The 19,776-nt window shown below is 59.9% G+C and carries 18 protein-coding genes; 4 read left to right on the plus strand and 14 right to left on the minus strand.

From position 1 onward, the window contains the following. Positions 1-31: 31 nt before the first annotated feature. The 3 genes from EDC30_RS03430 to rsmA are packed head-to-tail and all read left to right on the plus strand — an operon-like array spanning position 32 to position 3,302. Positions 32-1,477, plus strand: coding sequence for a peptidylprolyl isomerase (locus EDC30_RS03430; protein ID WP_243656638.1), 1,446 nt, complete (start codon positions 32-34; stop codon positions 1,475-1,477). Beyond that, the gene (gene pdxA, locus EDC30_RS03435; RefSeq protein ID WP_132257342.1) at positions 1,477-2,535 is read left to right on the plus strand and encodes a 4-hydroxythreonine-4-phosphate dehydrogenase PdxA; all 1,059 of its coding nucleotides are present in this window, start codon (positions 1,477-1,479) and stop codon (positions 2,533-2,535) included. The genes EDC30_RS03430 and pdxA overlap by 1 nt, the downstream gene beginning before the upstream one ends. Continuing rightward, complete coding sequence (gene rsmA, locus EDC30_RS03440) at positions 2,532-3,302, plus strand: 16S rRNA (adenine(1518)-N(6)/adenine(1519)-N(6))-dimethyltransferase RsmA (RefSeq protein WP_132257344.1); 771 nt, start codon at positions 2,532-2,534, stop codon at positions 3,300-3,302. Before pdxA ends, rsmA begins: the two co-directional genes overlap by 4 nt. Positions 3,303-3,349: 47 nt before the next feature. Here rsmA and gloA read toward each other — a convergent pair whose 3' ends face one another. From gloA to EDC30_RS03510, 14 genes are all read right to left on the minus strand, one after another. Further along, entirely contained in the window at positions 3,350-3,736 is a 387-nt protein-coding gene (gene gloA / locus EDC30_RS03445; protein ID WP_132257345.1) for a lactoylglutathione lyase, read from the minus strand. Positions 3,737-3,744: 8 nt separating this feature from the next. Further along, entirely contained in the window at positions 3,745-4,284 is a 540-nt protein-coding gene (locus EDC30_RS03450; RefSeq protein WP_243656639.1) for an acyloxyacyl hydrolase, read from the minus strand. Between the two features lie 136 nt (positions 4,285-4,420). Continuing rightward, positions 4,421-5,728 carry an MFS transporter gene (locus EDC30_RS03455; RefSeq protein ID WP_132257348.1) on the minus strand — a complete coding sequence of 436 codons (1,308 nt, stop codon included), beginning with the start codon at positions 5,726-5,728 and terminating at the stop codon, positions 4,421-4,423. Between the two features lie 321 nt (positions 5,729-6,049). Then, on the minus strand, positions 6,050-6,943 hold the full coding sequence (locus tag EDC30_RS03460) for a M48 family metallopeptidase (RefSeq protein ID WP_132257350.1): 894 nt from the start codon (positions 6,941-6,943) through the stop codon (positions 6,050-6,052). Beyond that, positions 6,940-7,704 (minus strand): lysophospholipid acyltransferase family protein, encoded by a 765-nt coding sequence (locus tag EDC30_RS03465; RefSeq protein WP_132257352.1) that lies wholly within the window; start codon positions 7,702-7,704, stop codon positions 6,940-6,942. Before EDC30_RS03465 ends, EDC30_RS03460 begins: the two co-directional genes overlap by 4 nt. Positions 7,705-7,732: 28 nt before the next feature. Further along, positions 7,733-8,293: a D-glycero-beta-D-manno-heptose 1,7-bisphosphate 7-phosphatase gene (gene gmhB / locus EDC30_RS03470; protein WP_132257353.1), complete on the minus strand. Its 561-nt coding sequence runs from the start codon at positions 8,291-8,293 to the stop codon at positions 7,733-7,735. A gap of 31 nt (positions 8,294-8,324) precedes the next feature. Next, the gene (gene glyS, locus EDC30_RS03475) at positions 8,325-10,421 is read right to left on the minus strand and encodes a glycine--tRNA ligase subunit beta (protein ID WP_132257355.1); all 2,097 of its coding nucleotides are present in this window, start codon (positions 10,419-10,421) and stop codon (positions 8,325-8,327) included. 36 nt (positions 10,422-10,457) lie between these two features. Next, entirely contained in the window at positions 10,458-11,369 is a 912-nt protein-coding gene (gene glyQ, locus EDC30_RS03480; RefSeq protein WP_132257357.1) for a glycine--tRNA ligase subunit alpha, read from the minus strand. A gap of 55 nt (positions 11,370-11,424) precedes the next feature. Then, the gene (gene lnt / locus EDC30_RS03485) at positions 11,425-13,011 is read right to left on the minus strand and encodes an apolipoprotein N-acyltransferase (protein WP_132257359.1); all 1,587 of its coding nucleotides are present in this window, start codon (positions 13,009-13,011) and stop codon (positions 11,425-11,427) included. Positions 13,012-13,018: 7 nt separating this feature from the next. Then, on the minus strand, positions 13,019-13,921 hold the full coding sequence (locus EDC30_RS03490) for an HlyC/CorC family transporter (protein WP_132257361.1): 903 nt from the start codon (positions 13,919-13,921) through the stop codon (positions 13,019-13,021). Between the two features lie 111 nt (positions 13,922-14,032). Next, positions 14,033-14,497: an rRNA maturation RNase YbeY gene (gene ybeY, locus EDC30_RS03495; protein WP_132257362.1), complete on the minus strand. Its 465-nt coding sequence runs from the start codon at positions 14,495-14,497 to the stop codon at positions 14,033-14,035. Beyond that, the gene (locus EDC30_RS03500) at positions 14,490-15,542 is read right to left on the minus strand and encodes a PhoH family protein (RefSeq protein WP_132257364.1); all 1,053 of its coding nucleotides are present in this window, start codon (positions 15,540-15,542) and stop codon (positions 14,490-14,492) included. The genes ybeY and EDC30_RS03500 overlap by 8 nt, the downstream gene beginning before the upstream one ends. A gap of 7 nt (positions 15,543-15,549) precedes the next feature. After that, positions 15,550-16,890, minus strand: a complete 1,341-nt coding sequence (gene miaB, locus EDC30_RS03505; RefSeq protein ID WP_132257366.1) for a tRNA (N6-isopentenyl adenosine(37)-C2)-methylthiotransferase MiaB — start codon at positions 16,888-16,890, stop codon at positions 15,550-15,552. A 36-nt stretch (positions 16,891-16,926) separates the two neighbouring features. Continuing rightward, on the minus strand, positions 16,927-17,304 hold the full coding sequence (locus EDC30_RS03510) for a hypothetical protein (RefSeq protein WP_132257368.1): 378 nt from the start codon (positions 17,302-17,304) through the stop codon (positions 16,927-16,929). A gap of 550 nt (positions 17,305-17,854) precedes the next feature. On the opposite strand from EDC30_RS03510, the gene EDC30_RS03515 reads away from it, so the two are divergent. After that, positions 17,855-19,756 carry a hybrid sensor histidine kinase/response regulator gene (locus tag EDC30_RS03515; protein ID WP_165973715.1) on the plus strand — a complete coding sequence of 634 codons (1,902 nt, stop codon included), beginning with the start codon at positions 17,855-17,857 and terminating at the stop codon, positions 19,754-19,756. Positions 19,757-19,776 lie beyond the last annotated feature (20 nt).

The following is a 19,776-nucleotide window of genomic DNA, read 5'->3' on the forward strand; positions in this document are numbered from 1 at the left end:
TTTTACCAATTTCATGGATTCACTGCACATTATGCGAAATACCCGCCTACCGTTCCGCCGCAGCGCGCTTGCTTGTTTCCTGTCCGTTCTGGCGGTCGCCGCAACGCCGGATGCCTGGTCGCAGTTCAAACCGGGGGCAGGGCCGCTCGCTCCTGGCGCTGGCCCGCTCGTGCCTGGAACCGGTGCGCTCGCGTCTGTCCCCGCGGCCCCTGCTCGCATTCGCACGGTGGATTCGATCGTGGCGGTGGTGAATAAAGATGTCATCACTCAAAAGGAACTGGATGAGCGTACCGAGGCGATCGTGAGCCGGATCGCGTCGCAAGGCCAGAACGGCAATCTGCCACCGCGCGCGGAAATTCAGCGGCAAGTTCTGGAGCGCATGATCGTCGAAACGGCCCAGCTGCAACTGGCCAAGGAAATGAATATTCAGGTGGATGACATGATGCTGGACCGCGCCGTGGCGCGCATCGCCGAGCAGAATCGCATGTCGCTGCAGGAATTCCGCAATCAGCTTGAAACACAGGGCATGCCGTTCGCGAAGTTCCGCGAAGAGATCCGCAACGAAATCATCATGCAACGCCTGCGCGAGCGCGAAGTCGACAACAAGATCCAGATCAGCGAATCGGAAATCGAAAACTACCTGGCGGAAGAAGCCGGTGCCGGCCATTCCCAGCAGGAGTGGAATGTCGCGCAGATCCTGGTGCGCATCCCGGAAAACGCCTCGCCCGAGCAGATCGAGCAGCGTCGCCAGCGCGCTGAGCAACTGCTGCAACAGCTGAAGTCGGGCGCCGACTTTGCCAAGCTGGCGGCGGCATCGAGCGATGCTGACGAAGCCTTGAAGGGCGGCGAGCTTGGCTGGCGCACGCAGGACCGCCTGCCGCAATTGTTCGTGGATGCCTTGGGTAATCTGCAGCCGGGAGAAGTGGCGCCGCTGGTAAAGAGCGCCAATGGCTTTCATATCCTGAAGCTGGTCGGCAAGCGTACTCCCAGCGTCGTCCGTGCCGGCAATAACGCCGCCGCACCGGCCACGATCACCCAGACGCATGCTCGCCATATTCTCATCAAGGTCAATCAGATCGTGTCTTCGCTGGATGCGCAGCGCAAGCTGCAGGATCTGAAGCAGCGCCTGGACAACAAGGCGGCGACCTTCGAGGAACTGGCCCGCTCGTACTCGAACGACCTGACTGCTTCCAAGGGCGGCGATCTCGGCTGGATCTATCCGGGCGACACGGTGCCGGAATTCGAGCGCGCAATGAATGCCCTGGAGCCGGGCCAGATCAGTGAGCCGATCGAGTCGCCTTTCGGCTTTCACCTGATCCAGGTTTTGGAACGCAAGAATGAAGATGTGTCGCAAGAGCGTAAGCGTCTGGTCGCACGCCAGGCCCTGCGCGAGCGCAAGCTGGAGGAGGCGACCCAGGAGTGGCTGCGCCAGCTGCGTGACCGCGCGTATGTCGAGTATCGCAACGAAGAGAGATAATGTCTGAACACGCTTCGCCTACGCGCCGCCCGACGATTGCGATCACGGTCGGCGAACCTGCCGGCATCGGCCCGGAAATTTCCGTGCGTGCGGCCTGGCAGTTGCGCAGCGAAGTCAATAGCGTGCTTATCGGCGATGCCGCCTTGCTGGCGCAAACTGCCAATGCCATCGACCCTGCCATGCGCCTGTCGGCTGTCTCGTGGCAGGCGGTATGTTTCGCCGGCCTGCCACGCTTTCCTGCCGACCGCGTGGCGGTCATCGACTGTCCGCTGGACGAGGTGGTCATCCCGGGCCGCTTGAATGCCCGCAATGGACGCGCCGTCCTGCAGACGCTGGACATCGCCATCAACGGGGCGCAATCGGGCATGTTCGATGCCGTGGTCACGGCGCCGCTGCAAAAGAGCACGATCAACGATGCCGGCGTGGCATTTACTGGCCACACTGAATATTTTGCGGAAAAGACCGCCACGCCGCAGGTCGTCATGATGCTGGCCTCCGGCAGCAGCGATCCGCATCCCTTGCGCGTGGCGCTGGCCACCACGCATTTGCCGCTCAAGGATGTGCCGGCAGCGATTACATGCGACTCGCTGCTGCGTACCATCGAAATCGTGCATGCCGATCTGCGCAACAAATTCGGGATCGCCCGGCCTCGTATCCTCGTCACCGGCTTGAATCCGCATGCAGGCGAGGGCGGCTATCTGGGCCGTGAAGAAATCGAGGTCATCAGCCCGGTGCTCAAGACCGCGCAGGAGCGCGGCATCGATGCGCGCGGGCCATATCCGGCGGATACGCTGTTTCAGCCTAAGTATCTCCAGGACGCCGATTGCGTGCTGGCGATGTATCATGACCAGGGTCTGCCCGTGCTCAAACATGCCAGCTTCGGCCGCGGCGTCAATATCACCCTCGGCTTGCCGATCATTCGCACCTCGGTTGACCACGGCACCGCGCTGGACCTGGCTGCACAAGGCCTGGGTCATGCCGATTGCGGCAGCATGATCGAAGCCATTCATACGGCGGCGCACATGGCTGCGGCGTCGGCTTCTACAAGACATCCATGAAACACATTCCCCGCAAGCGCTTCGGCCAGAACTTCCTGACCGATCAGCAGGTACTGCACGACATCATCCGTTCGATCAATCCGCAACCCGATGATGCCATGGTGGAGATCGGCCCCGGCCTGGCAGCGATGACCCGGCTTTTGCTGGGGTCGCTGAATCACTTGCATGTGGTGGAGCTCGACCGTGACCTGGTGGCACGCCTGCAAAAGCATTTCGACCCGGCCCGCCTCACCGTGCATTCTGCCGATGCTTTGCAGTTCGACTTTGGCAGCATTCCGGTGCCGGAAGGGAAGAAGCTGCGCGTGGTCGGCAACCTGCCGTACAACATCTCCAGTCCCTTGCTGTTTCATCTGGCGCAGATTGCCGGGCAGGTGCAGGACCAGCATTTCATGCTGCAAAAGGAAGTGGTGGAGCGCATGGTGGCCGAGCCGGGCGGCAAAGAATATGGCCGTCTGTCGGTGATGCTGCAATGGCGCTATTACATGGAATTGCTGTTCGTGGTGCCGCCGACTGCTTTTGATCCGCCGCCGCGCGTCGATTCGGCCATCGTGCGCATGATCCCGCTGGAGAAGCCGCTGGCCTGTGACGAGACCAGGCTGGAGCAGGTGGTCACGAAGGCGTTTTCACAGCGGCGCAAGGTGATCCGCAATTGCCTGGCCGGGATGTTTACCGAAAACGACCTGATCGATGCCGGCGTCGATCCGCAGTCCAGGCCGGAAACCGTGCCGGTGGCGCAGTTCGTCGCGCTGGCTAACCGGCTGGTATAGGAAGGAAAAAGAGCGCGCCGACAATTTCTCGGGCCGGCGCCAGTACGTCAAATCTCGCGCTCGATGAGCTCGATCTTGTAGCCGTCGGGATCCTGCACGAAGGCGATCACGGTGCTGCCACCCTTGACCGGACCCGGTTCGCGGGTAATCGTGCCGCCGGCAGCCCGGATGCCATCGCAGGTGCTGTAGATATCGTCAACAGCAATGGCGATGTGGCCGTAGGCCGTGCCCAGTTCGTATTTGTCCACGCCGTAGTTGTAGGTCAGTTCCAGTTCCGCGTGTTCAGGATTGCTGCCATAGCCGAGAAATGCCAGGCTGTATTGCTGCTCCGGCCGGTCGGTGGTGCGCAGCAGCTTCATGCCGAGCAAGCGGGTATAGAAATCGATGGAGCGCTGCAGGTCGCCGACCCGCAGCATGGTGTGGAGAACGCGCATGATGCTGTTTACTTTCCGAGCGGGTAGCTGACTCGCAGGACGGTGTAATTCACGCCGGGGTTGGGGCTATCGATACTGGCATTGGAAAAATGCTGGTAGCGCAAGCCGACATCCACCTTGTTGGAAAACACATAGCCAATGCCGATGTGATCGCCGAACTGGAAGCGCGTGGAGAAGCGCCGGCCGCCCACATCATAGTAGCCGCTCAGCAGGTTGGCGCCAATGCCGAGTTCGCCATACCAGCCTTGCAAGTTATCTTTTTGGAAGCGGAACACTGGCGTAATGCCAGCCACGGTGATGTTCTGGTGATTGCCTGGAATGTTTTGATAGCGGTTGCCGCGCCATTGTCCCAGGTTTAAGTCCCAGTAGCCGCCAATATGCGTGCCATTGGATTGCCACCACTGTTTTCCCCAATTCCATTGGGCGCCGACACGATAGACATCGGTATGGTTGCCGGTACCATACTCTACCGATACGGAATCAACTGCGAAGGCGGGGATGTGCAATGCCGAGGCGGCAAGCACGATGGCGGCGAATTTGGTCGTCATGGCATGCATAAGGATCAGGGCTGGTTGTATTGTTAAGAGCCGGCGCAATGCAGGAAGTTGCCACATTGCGCACTGGAAATTATAACGTTTCTTTTTTAATCACGCTTAATCACGCTCTTGGGATATCCAGTCGATATCAAGCCGGACGCACTGCATGAATCGAATCAGCCGCAGAACGTTCGGTGAAAAGCAGGGCCGCCAGGGTAAGCAGGGATGCCACGGTCAAATAGTATCCGACATACTGCAAGCCGAAGTTGCTTGCCAACCAGGTAGCGGCATAAGGAGCAAGCGAGGCACCCAGGATGCCACCCAGGTTGAATGTCAGCGACGAGCCCGTGTATCGCACCGATGCCGGAAACAGTTCTGCGAGATAGGTGCCCAGCGGACCATAGGTCAGCCCCATCAACGCCAGACCGAGCGACATGAACAGCGTGACCTTGGCGATACTGCCGCCGACGAAGAGCGTGGAGAGCAGCAAACCGAACAGGGCAATTGCAGCGGTGATCAGGATCATCGCCTTGCGGCGTCCGCGGCGATCGGCGATGACTGCCGACAGCGGAATCGTCAAGCCAAAGAAAAGCACCGAGAACAGCTGCACCAACAGGAAGTCATGGCGCGAGTAGCCCAAAGCGGACGTGCCCCAGCTGAGCGCAAAGACCGTCATCAGGTAAAACAGCACGAAGGTCGCCATCGCGGCCACCGTGCCCAGCACCAGCGGACGAGTATGGGATTGCAGTACCGTGAGGGCCGGCACCTTGACGCGCTCATGCTTGTCCAGGACTTTCTGGAAGACGGGCGTTTCCGTGATTTTCAGGCGGACATACAAGCCCATCAGCACCAGCAGCGCGCTGGTCAGGAACGGGATGCGCCAGCCGAATGCAAAGAATTGTTCTTCGGTTAGCACTTCGCTCAGCACAAGGAAGCTGCCGCCGGAGAGGAGGAAGCCGATCGGCGCGCCGAGTTGCGGGAACATGCCATACCAGGCGCTCTTGCCCGGCGGCGCATTTTCGGTTGCCAGCAGCACGGCGCCGCCCCATTCTCCACCGAGGCCCAAACCCTGGCCGAAACGGCACAGCGCCAGCAGGATCGGCGCCATCACGCCGATCGACGCATAGGTCGGCAACAGGCCGATGACGACCGTGGAAATGCCCATGGTCAGGAGCGCCGCGACCAGCGTGGCCTTGCGGCCGATGCGGTCGCCGTAATGGCCAAAGACTGCCGAGCCGATAGGGCGCGCGAAAAAGGCGATGGCAAAGGTCGCCAGCGACTGCAGGGTGGCGGCAGTCGGTTCCGACGATGGAAAAAACAGTTTGGGGAAGATCAGGACCGCCGCGGTGGCGTAGATATAGAAGTCGAAAAATTCGATCGTGGTGCCGATCAGGCTGGCGAATAAAACCCGGCTGGGAGAGTTAATCCTCCCGGCACTCTCTGCATGCGTGCTCATTGTGTTCCTCGAGTGAATAGATGCCGGTCTATCGCAGCCAGGGAATCAATGGAGTAGTCCATTCGTTTGACAGTGAAACGGTGCAGCCGTAGACCGAGCAGGAATGTGCGCCTGGCTGCAAAAGTAGGGGGCAATGCGATGACGGGGTCCGCAGGCTGATCAAGCCTGGCGCCGCGTCATCGGTCGAATGGGGCCGGGATGGTAGCGAGATCGGCAAATTGCCGCAGCCAAAATTGGCGCACGCAAAATTCTCTCATATATTCGTAAGTTTTGCAGGGCGCTGAAATTTTAGGCAAACAGGAACGGTGACATGGGCCAGCGTCAGAATACCGGCAGCGTTTCCGGTCCCCGTTCACGCAGCGCTTTTCTAGCGGATTGGAATTCGGGGAAAACCGATTGCACTGTGGCCCAGAAACGCGGACTGTGATTCATTTCCCGCAGGTGGGACAATTCATGCGCGACCACGTAATCGATCAGCGGCAGGGCAAAATGCACCAGCCGCCAGTTCAGTCGAATTCTGCCATCCGCCGTGCAGGACCCCCATTGCGTGCTGGCCGAGGACAGCGCGAAGGAGCGATAAGCGACTTCAAGTTTTGCCGCATACAGCGGCAGCCGCTCGGCAAAGATGCGCTTGGCTTGCTGCTGCAGCCAGCCTTGCACGCGGTCCTTCAGTTGCTGTTCGCCGGCGTCTGCAGGCAGGGAAATGGTCAGTTCGCGCGCGGTTTCGCTGAAGGCGATGCCCTCGTTGCGGCCGGTGCCTAATCTGAGCGTGATATCGCTGCCCAGATAAGGCAGGGTGGCGCCATCACGCCATTGCATGTGAGGCTGCAGGCGGCGTGCCGAACGCTCGCGCCTCTCTTTCAGCTTGGTGAAAATCCAGCGCTGCTTTTCATGAATGGCGGCTTCGATTTCGGCAATGCTGACCCATTTAGGCGCGGTCATGCGCAAGCCGTCATCATCGATCAGAAAACCGATCGTGCGGCGCTTGGAGCGCAGCAGGACATAGTCGAGAACATGGCTGCCAACCTGGATGCGCCGTTTGCCGGGCGCAAGCGGGCCAGGGGAGAGCGAGCTGGTAGTGTCGGGTTGCTGTGCTGCCGGCGCCGGCGTGAGCGGCGCTGCGGGAGCATTGACTGGAAGCGCTTCGGCCGCGAAAAGATCCAGCTGCAGGTCAAGCTGTGGTGAATCGGGGGAACTCTGGCGTAGCAGTTTCAAGTTTCAGTCGCGTGATTCGCCGGCTGGCGGGCGTACACCGCGGGTGAAATCACCCGCATTTCCGATTCTATCCAATTTTCGACTTGCTGCATCATTTCTGCCGGATTCAAGCCTTCCGGTGAAATCGGCTTGCCGATCGAGACGGTGATGACGCCGGGTTTTTTGATGAACGAATTCTTCGGCCAGTATTCGCCGGAGTTCATCGCGATGGGCACCACCAGGGTATTGGTTTCCACTGCCAGGCGAGTGCCGCCGGTCTTGTAGCGGCCACGCTGGCCGACCGGGATGCGGGTACCTTCCGGGAACATCATGACCCACTGGCCGCCAGCCAGGCGCTTTCTGCCATGCGCGAGGATTTGCTCGAAGGCGTCGCGGCCCTTGCTGCGGTCGATCGGGATCATGCGCAAGAGCGCGATGCCCCAGCCGAAAAACGGGATGTAGCCCAGTGCCTTTTTGTACACGAACACCAGCGGGCGCGGCATGATGCAAAGGTAGAAAATGGTTTCCCAGGCCGACTGGTGTTTCGACAAGACGATTGCCGGTGCATCGGGCAGGTTTTCCATTCCCTTGATTTGGTAATCGATGCCGCAGACGACCTTGGCTGCCCAGATCACGAACACGTTCCAGCGCGAGGTCCAGTAGTAGCGCCTGTGATAGGGCAGCGGCGCAAAGAAGAAGCACAGCGGCGCCCAGATGAAAGTAGCCAGTCCCAGCAGAAAGGCAAAAACGACGGATCGCAGAATCAGCGAAAGACGCGACATGGGAAACCTATTTCGAATAATGATGTAATCAGGAAGCCGCGCCAGCCGGCGGAACTTCTGCAAGGATATTGTCCACTACGGCTGCCAGATCCGGAAAGGTTTTCGTTCCCGGCGGCAGGCCTCCCTTGTCGAGCGTCTGCGTGCCATTGCCGGTCAAGACCAGATAGGGCGCGCAACCGGACACGAACGCGGCTTGCAGGTCGCAGAGGGAATCGCCGACGACCGGCACGCCTTTCAAGTCGATGTCGTAGCGCCTGGCGATGGCGCGCAGCATGCCCGGCTTGGGTTTGCGGCAGTCGCAATTGTCTTCGACTGCGTGCGGGCAAAAGAACACGGCATCGATATCGGCGCCGGCCATTTTCGCGGCTTCATGCATCTTCTGGTGGATGGCATTGAGCGCCACCACGGAAAGCTTGCCGCGGGCGATGCCGGACTGATTGGTGGTGACCACCACCCGGTAGCCAGCCTGGTTCAGGCGTGCGATCGCCTGCAGCGCGCCGGGGATGGGCACCCATTCCTCCGGCGATTTGATGTAACCCTCGGCGTACTGGTTGATGACGCCGTTGCGGTCGAGGACGATCAGCTTCATGGCCGATGTTTGCGCGTGAGGCATGTGAACTTTAGGCGGCCAGCTTGGAAATGTCGGCCACGCGGTTCATCATGCCGTGCAATTGCGCCAGCAATGCCAGGCGATTGTTGCGCAATGCCGGATCTTCCGCCATCACCATCACATCGTCGAAGAAGGCATCCACGTTCTCGCGCAATTGCGCCAGCGCTTTCAAGGTGCCGGTGAAGTCGCCTTGGGCAAACGCGGCATCGATCTTCGGCGCCAGTGCGACCATGGCGCCATGCAGGGCACGCTCGGCTTCCTCCTGCAGCAGGCCGGTCTGCACACTACCGGCAGTGCCTTCGGATTTCTTCAGGATGTTGGTGATGCGCTTGTTGGCGGCAGCCAAAGCTTCCGCTTGCGGCAGGGCGGCGAAGGCTTGCACCGCTTCCAGGCGCTCGATGACGTTATCCAGGGTATCCGGTTCCTGCGCGACCACGGCTTCCACTTCGTGTTGCGTGAAGCCGCGCTCGCGCAGCAGGCCACGCAGGCGGTCGTACAGGAATGTGCGGATGTCGGCGTCGGCTTGCTTGAATTGCGCATTGCCGGCAAACAGTTGCGCAGCTTGCGTCAGCAACTGGCTGATCGACAGCGGCAGGCGCTTTTCCACCAGCATGCGCAAAATGCCCAACGCATGGCGGCGCAATGCAAACGGGTCCTTGTCGCCGGTGGGCGCAAGGCCGATGCCCCAGATGCCGACCAGGGTTTCCAGCTTGTCGGCCAGGGCCACGGCCGTGCCTGTATTCGTCGCAGGCAAAGCATCACCGGCAAAGCGCGGCTGATAGTGTTCCGATATCGCTTGCGCCACTTCTTCCGGTTCGCTGTCATGGCGGGCATAGTAGGTGCCCATGATGCCTTGCAGCTCGGGGAATTCGCCCACCATGTCGGTCAGCAGGTCAGCCTTGGCTAGCAGTGCGCCGCGTTCGGCGAGCGCCACATCGGTACCGATGGATTTGGCAATGGCGGCGGCCAGCGATTTGACACGCTCGGTGCGCTGCGCCTGGGTGCCCAGCTTGTTGTGGTAGACCACGTTGGCCAAGCCGGGCAGGCGGTCAGCCAGCTTCTTTTTCTTATCCTGCTCGAAAAAGAATTTTGCATCCGACAGGCGCGGGCGCACCACGCGCTCGTTGCCGCCGATGATGTGCTGCGGGTCTGCTGTTTCGAGATTGGAGACGATCAGGAAGCGCGAACGCAGGCGGCCATTGGCATCGGTCAGCGCGAAATATTTCTGATTGGTCTGCATGGTCAGGATCAGGCACTCTTGCGGCACCGCGAGGAATTCTTCCTCGAAGTGGCATTCGTACACGACAGGCCATTCGACCAATGCGGTCACTTCATCCAGTAGCGATTCCGGCATCAAGACCTTGTCATGACCGGCGCGCTCCAGCAAAGCGGCGCGGATCTTTTCCTTGCGCTCGGTGATGCTGGGCACGATCTTGCCCTGGGATTCCAGCAGCGTTTCATAGCTTTCCGCATTCGGCAGCGCCACTTCGCCTTGCGACAGGAAGCGGTGGCCGAGCGTGGTGCGGCCAGCAGCCAAGCCGAGGATCGCCAGCGGCACGACTTCCGTGCCGTGCAGGGCGATCAGGCGGTGCACCGGGCGCACGAATTGCACGTCGGAGCCATCCGGGCGCTGGTAATTCATGACCTTCGGGATCGGCAGCTTGGCGACGGTATCTTCCAGCGCGGCTTGCAAGCCGATATGCAGTGGCGAACCGGCAGCGGTATAGCTGAAGAAAAAGCTTTCAGTCTTGCCATCCTGAGCACGTTCCAGTTGTTCCAGCGAGATGGCTTCGACCTTGGCGGTGGCTGCCAACGCGGCCAGCTTCTTGCCCAGAGGCGCAGTCGGCTTGCCTTCGGCATCCAGCGCCACCGTTACCGGCAGCACTTTTTCGCGGATCGCCTTGTCGGGAGACGTCCCGCGCACGCGGGTGATCGACACCGCCAGGCGGCGCGGCGTGGCATAGGAAGTGGCGACGGCATCAGCTTCGAGGAAGTCGCGCGATTTCAAGCCATTCACGATGCCGGCGGCGAAGGCTTCTCCCAGTTTTGCCAATGCCTTCGGCGGCAATTCTTCGGTAAACAGTTCGACGAGTAGTGTTTGAGTCATTGCGTTCTCGTTATTTGTTGTCGGCGCGTCGTGGGACTACGCGGCCTGGCGGCTGTCGCCGCACATCGGGAAGCCCAGCTTCTCGCGCGAATCGTAGTAGGCCTGTGCCACCGAACGCGACAGGTTGCGGATGCGGCCGATATAGGCAGCGCGCTCGGTCACGGAAATGGCGCCGCGCGCATCCAGCAGGTTGAAGGTATGCGCGGCTTTCAAGACCATTTCATAGGCCGGCAGCGCCAGCGGAACTTCCATCAGACGCTTGGCCTCGGCTTCGTAATTGCCGAACAGCGAAAACAGGAATTCGGTGTTGGAGTGCTCGAAGTTATAGGTCGATTGCTCAACCTCGTTCTGATGGAAGACATCGCCATAGGTCAGGCGCTTGGTCACGCCATGTTCTTCCCATTCGGTCCACACCAGGTCATAGACGTTTTCCACGCCTTGCAGGTACATCGCCAGGCGTTCGATACCGTAAGTGATTTCGCCCAGCGTCGGCTTGCAATCGAGGCCGCCTACTTGCTGGAAGTAAGTGAACTGCGTGACTTCCATGCCGTTGAGCCAAACTTCCCAGCCCAGCCCCCAGGCGCCGAGGGTCGGGTTTTCCCAATCGTCTTCAACGAAGCGCACATCGTTTTGCTTGAGGTCGAGCCCCAGCGCCTGCAGCGAGCCGAGGTAGAGGTCGAGGATGTTTTCCGGCGCCGGCTTCAGCACCACCTGATACTGGTAATAGTGCTGCATGCGGTTGGGGTTCTCGCCGTAGCGGCCATCCTTGGGACGGCGCGAGGGTTGCACGTAGGCGGCGCGCCAGGGTTCCGGGCCGATCGCGCGCAGGAAGGTCGCGGTGTGCGAAGTGCCGGCGCCGACTTCCATGTCGTAGGGCTGCAAGAGCGCGCAGCCTTGCGCATCCCAGTATTCCTGCAGCTTCAGTATGACTTGTTGAAATGTGAGCATGGTGGGTTTTCCGTCCCCGTGATGGGGTGAAGTCGAATCGGTAAAACCCTGAATTTTAGCGTTTTTTGCCCGGCTCCGGCTGATTTTGCCCCTTTTTCCAGCTCAAGAAACGTGCGATTGCCAGAGCCAGCAGGGCGAGCGTCACTACCAGCCCATTTCCGAGCACGATATAGGGCGTCATGCCGGCATAACCCTGCACCGTGGCTTCCAGCGTGCCGGTGGTGAATGGCTTCAGTTGCGCCGTCACCTGACCGCGATGGTCAATGATGGCGGTCGCGCCGGTATTGGTGGCGCGCAGCATCGGGCGGCCCGTCTCCAGCACGCGCATCTGCGAAATCTGCAAATGCTGCGGCAAGGCGATCGAGTCACCGAACCAGGCGATGTTGGACACGTTCAGCAGCACGGTGGCTTGCGGCATCTCGCCGAAATAACCGGCTGAAAGCTGATCGGCGATCTCTTCGCCAAACAAGTCTTCGTAGCAGATATTCGGCAGCACCCACTGGTCTTTGACCTTGAATGGCGCCTGCAACGGTGCGCCGCGCGTGAAGTCGCCCAGCGGTATGTTCATCATGTCGACGAACCAGCGGAACCCCGGCGGAATGAATTCGCCGAAGGGCACCAGATGATGCTTGTCATAGCGATAGCCTGCGTTCTGCACACCTTGCGCGCCTGGCGTGCCGCCGGGAGCCAGCCCCAGCACGCTGTTGGCGTAGCGGCCCGGACCATCGGACATCGGCAAGCCAAGGATGATGTGGCTGCCCGACTGCCGTGCAAAGGTAGCCAGCCTGCCCAGGTACTCTTCCGGCAGGCGGGTCGACAGCAGTGGAATCGCAGTTTCCGGCGTGGCGATCAAATCTGCCGGGCGCTGGCTGATCATGATCTCGTAGTCCGACAGGGTGTTGACGATACGCTCAGGATCGAACTTCATTTCCTGTGGCACGTTGCCCTGCAGGAGGCGCACGGTAATCGGCTCGCCATGCTTGTCAGTCCAGGTAATCGTCTGTAATGCCCAGCCGGCGACCAGCAATGCCGGCAGCAATAGCGCAGGCAATTTGCGTGACGGCAGTAGCGCCAGCCCACCTGCCATCAGTGCCGCCAGCCAGCCGATGCCATACACACCGACGAGCGGCGCAAAGCCGGCCAGCGGCCCATTGCCATGCGCATAACCGGATGAGATCCAGGGGAAACCGGTGAAGATCCAGCCGCGCATCCATTCTCCCAGGGCCCAGAGCGAGGGGAGAATCAGTAGCAAAGTCAGCGTGTCGGAAAGCTGCCAGCGCCGGCGCAGCCAGATGCCGACGCCCCCCGCCAGCGCGACGAAGAGGCCTAGCCAGATTGCCAGCAGCGCGACCGCCAGCGCCGCCATCCAGGATGGCATGCCGCCATAATCGTGCATGCTGATGTACAGCCAGTGCACGCCGGCGACTGCCCAGCCCCAGCCATAGGCAAGACCGAGCAAGCCGGCCTGGCGCACGGAAGCGGATGCAAGCAATAGCCGCAACAGGATGGCCAGCAGCAGGATTTGCAGCGGCCACAGGCCGAAGGGCGCGAAGGCGAACAAGTTGCCGACACCGGCGGCCAGCGCCACCAGTGTCGTGACAGCGAAAGCAGGGCGGCGCCCGGCGCCTTCAAGAGCCGCCATGTCAGCCTCAGTCTTCGGCAGGAGCCGGTGATGTCGGCAGTTTTTCGACCAGCAGCATGTCCACGCGGCGGGCATCGGCGCGCAAGACCTGGAAGTGCAACTGCCCGATATCGAACCGGTCGCCCTTGCGCGGCACGCGGCCCAGGTGGGTCACCACCAGGCCGCCGACGGTATCGACCGCATCTTCGGTCAGGTCGGTGCCGAGCGTTTCATTGAACTCGTCGATGTCGGTGATGGCATTGACGCGCCAGCGCGGACCGTGCAGGCCGTCGCGCACGCGCAGGATATTGTCCTCTTCCTTGTCGATATCGAATTCATCCTCGATATCGCCGACGATCTGTTCCAGCACGTCTTCGATGGTGATGAGGCCGGCGACCGCGCCGTATTCATCGACCACGATCGCCATGTGATTGCGGTTGGCGCGAAAATCGCGCAGCAACACGTTCAGGCGCTTGGATTCCGGGATGAACACTGCCGGACGCACCTTGTTGCGCACGTCGAAGGACTCATCGGCGTAATAGCGCAGCAAGTCTTTCGCCAGCAGGGTGCCGATCACCTTGTCGCGATCGCCGTCCACCACCGGAAAGCGCGAATGGCCGGTTTTCAGCACCAGCGGCATCCATTCCTCGATGGGCGTGGAAATATCGATAACGTCCATCTGCGGACGCGGCACCATGATGTCGCGGGCGGAAAGGTCGGATACCTGGAAAACGCCTTCGATCATCGACAGGGCGTCGGCGTCGATCAGATTGCGCTCGTGGGCGTCGTGGAGAATGTCGAGCAATTCCGACCGGTTGTCGGGCTCGGGAGAAATCAGGGCGGTCAGTCGTTCAAATAGGGTGCGGTGCGGCGGCCGGTGGGGCTTGGCGCTGGCGTCGAACGAACTGACGCTACTAGGGTGTTCTTGCATATGGCGGGTAGCCGTTGTTTCAGAGGTCAATAGAATACACTAAATCCTGCCGGGAGCCGCAAGTTGGCAAGCCGACATGTTTCGGGCTTGCCATCCTGCAGGCAAGGCAGCCTAAGTTGGCTCATAAGGATTGGGAAAGCCCAATGCTGTGAGGATATCGATTTCCAATTGCTCCATTTCTGTCGCTTCCTCATCGTCCTCGTGGTCATATCCTTGCGCATGCAGCACGCCATGCACTACCAGATGCGCCGCATGTTCTTCCAGCGTCTTGCCTTGCTCGGCCGCTTCCTTTTCCAGCACATCGGTGCAGAGGACGATATCCGCGCGCGTGATGTCCTCTTCCGATTCGGTATAGGGAAAGGTCAATACGTTGGTAGCGTAATCCTTGTGGCGGTAGTCGCGATTGAGCACACGGCCTTCTTCGGCATCCACAAAGCGTACGGTCAGTTCGGCTGACGCCAGCAGCGCAGCCTGTGCCCAGCGCCGCAATTTTGCGCGCGTAATCGTTTCACGCAAGCGCGGGTCAGGATACTGGACCGATAGTGACAGCTCGGGTTTTTCTGCAGTCTTACTCATTCTTGCCTTTTACCGGCTTATTGGCGGCTTCATACGCATCGACGATGCGCGCCACCAGCGGATGACGCACCACGTCGGCGCTGGTGAAGTGGGTGAAGGCGATGCCGCGCACCTTTTTCAGCACCTGGATGGCATCCACCAGGCCGCTCTTCTGGCCGCGCTGCAGGTCGACCTGAGTGACGTCGCCGGTAATCACGGCCTTGCTGCCGAAGCCGATACGCGTCAAAAACATTTTCATCTGTTCCGGCGTCGTATTCTGCGCTTCATCCAGGATCACGAAGGCATGGTTCAGGGTGCGGCCGCGCATGTAAGCCAGCGGCGCGATTTCGATGGCCTGTTTCTCGAACATCTTTTGCGTGCGGTCGAAGCCCATCAGGTCGTACAGGGCGTCATACAGCGGACGCAGGTAAGGGTCGACCTTCTGCGCCAGGTCGCCCGGCAAGAAGCCAAGCCGCTCGCCGGCTTCGACTGCCGGACGCGTCAGCACGATGCGCTGTACGGCGTCGCGCTCGAGCGCATCAACGGCACAGGCCACGGCGAGATAGGTCTTGCCGGTACCGGCCGGGCCGATACCGAACGTGACGTCATGCTCGAGAATGGCTTTCAGGTACTGGTTTTGGTGCGGCGTGCGGCCGCGCAAATCATGGCGGCGGGTTTTCAGCACCAGCGGTTCGCTGGGAGTCGGTTCCTCGCCCGCGCCTGTGCCTTCGCCGGCATCACTGGCTTCCGGCTCTTGCGCCGGCTTGGACGACTTGCGCGAAGTGGTGGTCTTGCCGGCACGCTGTTCCACCAGCGCCAGCTGCACGTCATCCACGGAAATCGGCTTGTCCGCGACTTCATAGAAGCGTTCGAGAATCTCGACCGCCGAAGCGGCATCCTTGCCGCTGACGATGAATTTCTCGCCGCGCCGGAATACCGTCGCGTCGAGGGCAGCGGCTATTTGCCGCAGGTTCTCGTCCATCGGGCCGCACAGGTTGGCCAGGCGCCGGTTGTCGAGCGGTTGGGGAGTGAAATGCAGAGGTTCTACGGGAGTTTTGGCTTTCACGGTCACCTCAACCCTGCAGCACCAGCGCGCCGCGCAGGGAATAGGGGTTGCTCTGGGTGATGGTTACATCCAGCATCTGGCCCACCAGGCGCGCTGCCTGCGGTCCACCATCGAAGTTCACTACGCGATTGCATTCGGTACGTCCCTGCAGCTCGCCCGGATTCTTGCGCGACGGCCCTTCGACCAGGATGCGCTGGGTCGTGTTAACCAGAGCATCGCTGAAGCGCCGGGTATTGTCGGCAATGACTTTCTGCAGTCGTTGCAAGCGTTCCAGCTTGACTTCGTGCGGCGTATCGTCCGGCAGGTTGGCCGCCGGCGTGCCGGGACGGGGGCTGAAAATAAAACTGTAGCTATTGTCGTAACCGATATCGTCAATCAGTTTCATCATAGCTTCAAAGTCTGCCTCGGTTTCGCCGGGGAAGCCTACGATAAAGTCAGAAGATATCGCGATATTCGGGCGCACTTCCTTCAGTCGGCGGATGATCGACTTGTATTCCAGCGAGGTATAGCCGCGCTTCATCGCCATGAGGATGCGGTCCGAGCCATGCTGCGCCGGCAGGTACAGGTGGTTCACCAACTTCGGCACTTTCGCGTACGTCTCGATCAGGCGCTGGGTGAATTCCTTAGGATGGCTGGTAACGTAGCGGATGCGCTCGATGCCATCGATTTCGGCGATGTATTCAATCAAGAGCGCAAAGTCGGCGGTGTCGCCATCGCTCATCTCGCCACGGAAGGCATTGACGTTCTGCCCCAGCAGGGTGATTTCCTTGACGCCTTGCGCTGCCAGTCCGGCGACCTCGGTCAGCACGTCGTCGAAGCGGCGCGAGACTTCTTCGCCGCGGGTGTAGGGAACGACGCAATAGCTGCAATACTTGCTGCAGCCTTCCATGATCGAGACGAAAGCGGTCGCGCCTTCCACGCGTGCCGGCGGCAGGTGGTCGAACTTCTCGATTTCGGGGAAGCTGATATCCACTTGCGAGCGGCCGCTGCTGCGGCGCTGCGCCAGCAGGTCCGGCAGACGGTGCAGCGTTTGCGGGCCGAACACCACGTCGACGTAAGGCGCACGCTTGATGATGGCTTCGCCTTCCTGCGAAGCGACGCAGCCGCCCACACCGATGACGAGGTTCGGATTCTTGAGCTTGAGTTCGCGCACGCGGCCCAGGTCGGAAAAGACTTTTTCCTGCGCCTTTTCGCGCACCGAGCAAGTGTTGAAGAGAATGACGTCGGCATCGTCCGGCGTATCGGTCTTGACCAGACCTTCAGAGGCATTGAGCACATCTACCATCTTGTCCGAGTCGTACTCGTTCATCTGGCAGCCGAAGGTTTTGATGAATACTTTCTTTTGCATGAATCAGTTAATCGGTGTAGTACCGTGTTGCGTGTGTTACCGGACCGGATCGATCTGGATCGTCACTTGTTGAGGCGGGTTGGCTGGATTGATGCGTTGTTCCGCAGGCGATTGCGCCGCTTCACGGGCGGTCAGAATCCAGATGCGATCGACATTGCCTTCGTAATCCTCGGTGTAGTTCACCACCAGATCGTTTCCTGTCACGGAAACCGGCATCTGGACCAGGTTGTTTTCATTGAAAATACGTCCGCCGGCCGACATGCGGCGCGGCTTGCCATTGAGGGTGATTTCCGGGGAGCTGCCCATGGTAAACGTGCCACGCTTGGCAATCTGCGGAAAGGGTCTTTCGAATGCGAACGCAGATACGGCCAGCAGCATCAGGGCAACAGCGGCGAGAAATCGTTGAATCCTCATGTCAAACTCCATGGCAGTGAACGACCGGGCGGCGTGCCCGCCTGGCGCTTTTTGGTCACAAGCAAAATCCTTAAGAAATCAATCGTTTGTGACGGTAAAAGGCATCAGGAAATGGATTGAAGTGTACCATTAATGACCTTCCGGGATTCGTCGGGAGCGCTGTTCGATATGAATTTAATAACCCGAATGCTGCTTCAGCGCCGACGCCGATAGTGAATGCCGGGATCCGGTAGGGCGCATTCGCGCAATTGCCAGCGGCGATAAGGGCTTTAATCAATGCTGAATTGTTTGTTTATCCTTAATTTGTGTCTAACGGAATTCTATTGCGTGCAGTAAGTAGGGTATTTTTATCGTCTATTTTGCCGAAAGACATCGAGCGAAAGTGAATAGCATGACGAATGCTGATATGCCTGCATTTCTGGATGGGGGCGGTGAAGTCGGGGCGCTCATGCGCGCTTATGATTGGTCCGCTTCATCTCTGGGGCTTCCGGAAAACTGGCCGCAATCATTGCGAACCGTTGTGGGGTTAATGCTGAACAGTAGATTTCCTATGTTTCTCGCATGGGGAAAGGAACTGTGCTTTTTATATAACGATGCTTATGTCGAGATTCTCGGCGCCAAGCATCCCTGGGCGTTAGGCCGGCGCTTTCAGGAAATCTGGTCGGAAATCTGGCAAGACCTTCTCCCCTTGATTGATAAGGCCCTGGCAGGCGAAGCCGTCTACCACGAGAACCTGCCGCTGACGATGCATCGTCACGGCTATGACGAGCCGGTCTGGTTCACCTTTTCGTATTCGCCGGTGCGTGATGACAACGGCACGATCGCCGGCATGTATTGCGCGTGCGTGGAAACTACGGAACAGGTGCTTGCCGAAGCCTACCGCAACGAAGAGAATGAGCGTTTTCGGACGCTGTTTGAGCAGGCGCCGGGCTTCATGGCTATCCTGCGCGGCAAGAATTATGTGTTCGACCTCACCAATCAGGCTTATTCCCAGCTGGTCGGACATCGCGACATCCTTGGCAAGCCGGCACGCGAGGCGCTGCCCGAAGTGGTCGAGCAAGGTTTCATCGCCTTGCTCGACCATGTCTATACGACAGGCCAGACTTATGTCGGGCATGCCATGCCGGTCGAACTGCAGCGCGAACCCAATGGCCCGCTGGAGAAGCGCTTTCTCGATTTCGTCTATCAGCCGATTCGCGATGCGCGCGGTGTCGTCACCGGTATTTTTGCCGAGGGTAGCGATGTCACGGAGCGCAAGCAGGCCGAGGAAGAACTGCGCCAGCTTGCCGCTGATTTGTCGAAGGCAAATCAACGCCAAAGCGAATTTCTCGCCACCCTGGCGCATGAATTGCGCAACCCGCTGGCGCCTATCCGTACCGGGCTCGACCTGATGCGGGTCAGCGCGGACAATCCGGCGTCGACGGTAAGAATTCGGGAAATGATGGATCGCCAGCTGGATCATCTGGTGCACCTGGTCGATGACTTGCTGGATGTGGCGCGCATCAGCACAGGCAAGATCGAACCCAAGAAGGCCCGTGTGTTGCTGAAGGATATCGTGCTGAGCGCCGTGGAAACGACGCTGCCCGGCATCCAGGCAAAAAACCAGGACTTCAGCGTTCATATTCCCGATGAGCCGATCTGGCTGATTGCCGACGCCAACCGGCTGGCGCAAGTGATCGGCAACGTGCTGACCAATGCCCGCAAATATACGCCGGATAATGGCAAGATCGACTTGTCCGTCCGGCGCAAGAGTGACGAAGTGGTGATTGTCGTCGCCGATAACGGCATCGGCATACCTGCGGATTCGCTGCCGCACATTTTCGACATCTTCACGCAAGTCGGCCATGACAGCAGCCACGCGCAAGGCGGCCTGGGCATTGGACTATCCCTGGTAAAACGCCTGATCGAAAAGCACAGCGGCACGGTGCACGCCTTTAGCGCGGGGCCGGGACAAGGTGCGACGTTCACTATCCGGCTTCCCATTGCGCCGGCCGAAGCGGAGCCGTCGACTGCGGCGAAGGTGGATGACAATGCCATGCCGGTAGAGCAGCGACCCATGCGCATCCTGATTGCCGATGACAACCAGGATGCAGCAGACCTATTGAAGGAAATGCTGGAAATTCAAGGCCACATGGTCAGGATCGCCAATGATGGCATGTCGGCCCTGGAGCTGGCCAAAACATTCTTGCCTGACATGGCATTGCTGGATATCGGCATGCCCGTCATGGATGGCTACAAGCTGGCCATGGCAATTCGCCAGGCGCCGCAATTGCGCTCAACGCGGCTGGCGGCAATCACCGGCTGGGGCGCGAAGGAAGACCGGGATCGCACCAGGGAAGCGGGATTCGATTATCACTTGACCAAGCCGGTCAGTTTTGAAGCGCTGAAGGGGCTCTTGCGCGATGTGCAGTCAGCCGAGCAGGTTCCGGCCGGGAAAAGGAATGGAAGCTAGAGCGAGGGCTTGATGCCGCC

It is taken from the genome of Paucimonas lemoignei (assembly GCF_004342585.1).
GTDB lineage: Bacteria > Pseudomonadota > Gammaproteobacteria > Burkholderiales > Burkholderiaceae_D > Paucimonas > Paucimonas lemoignei.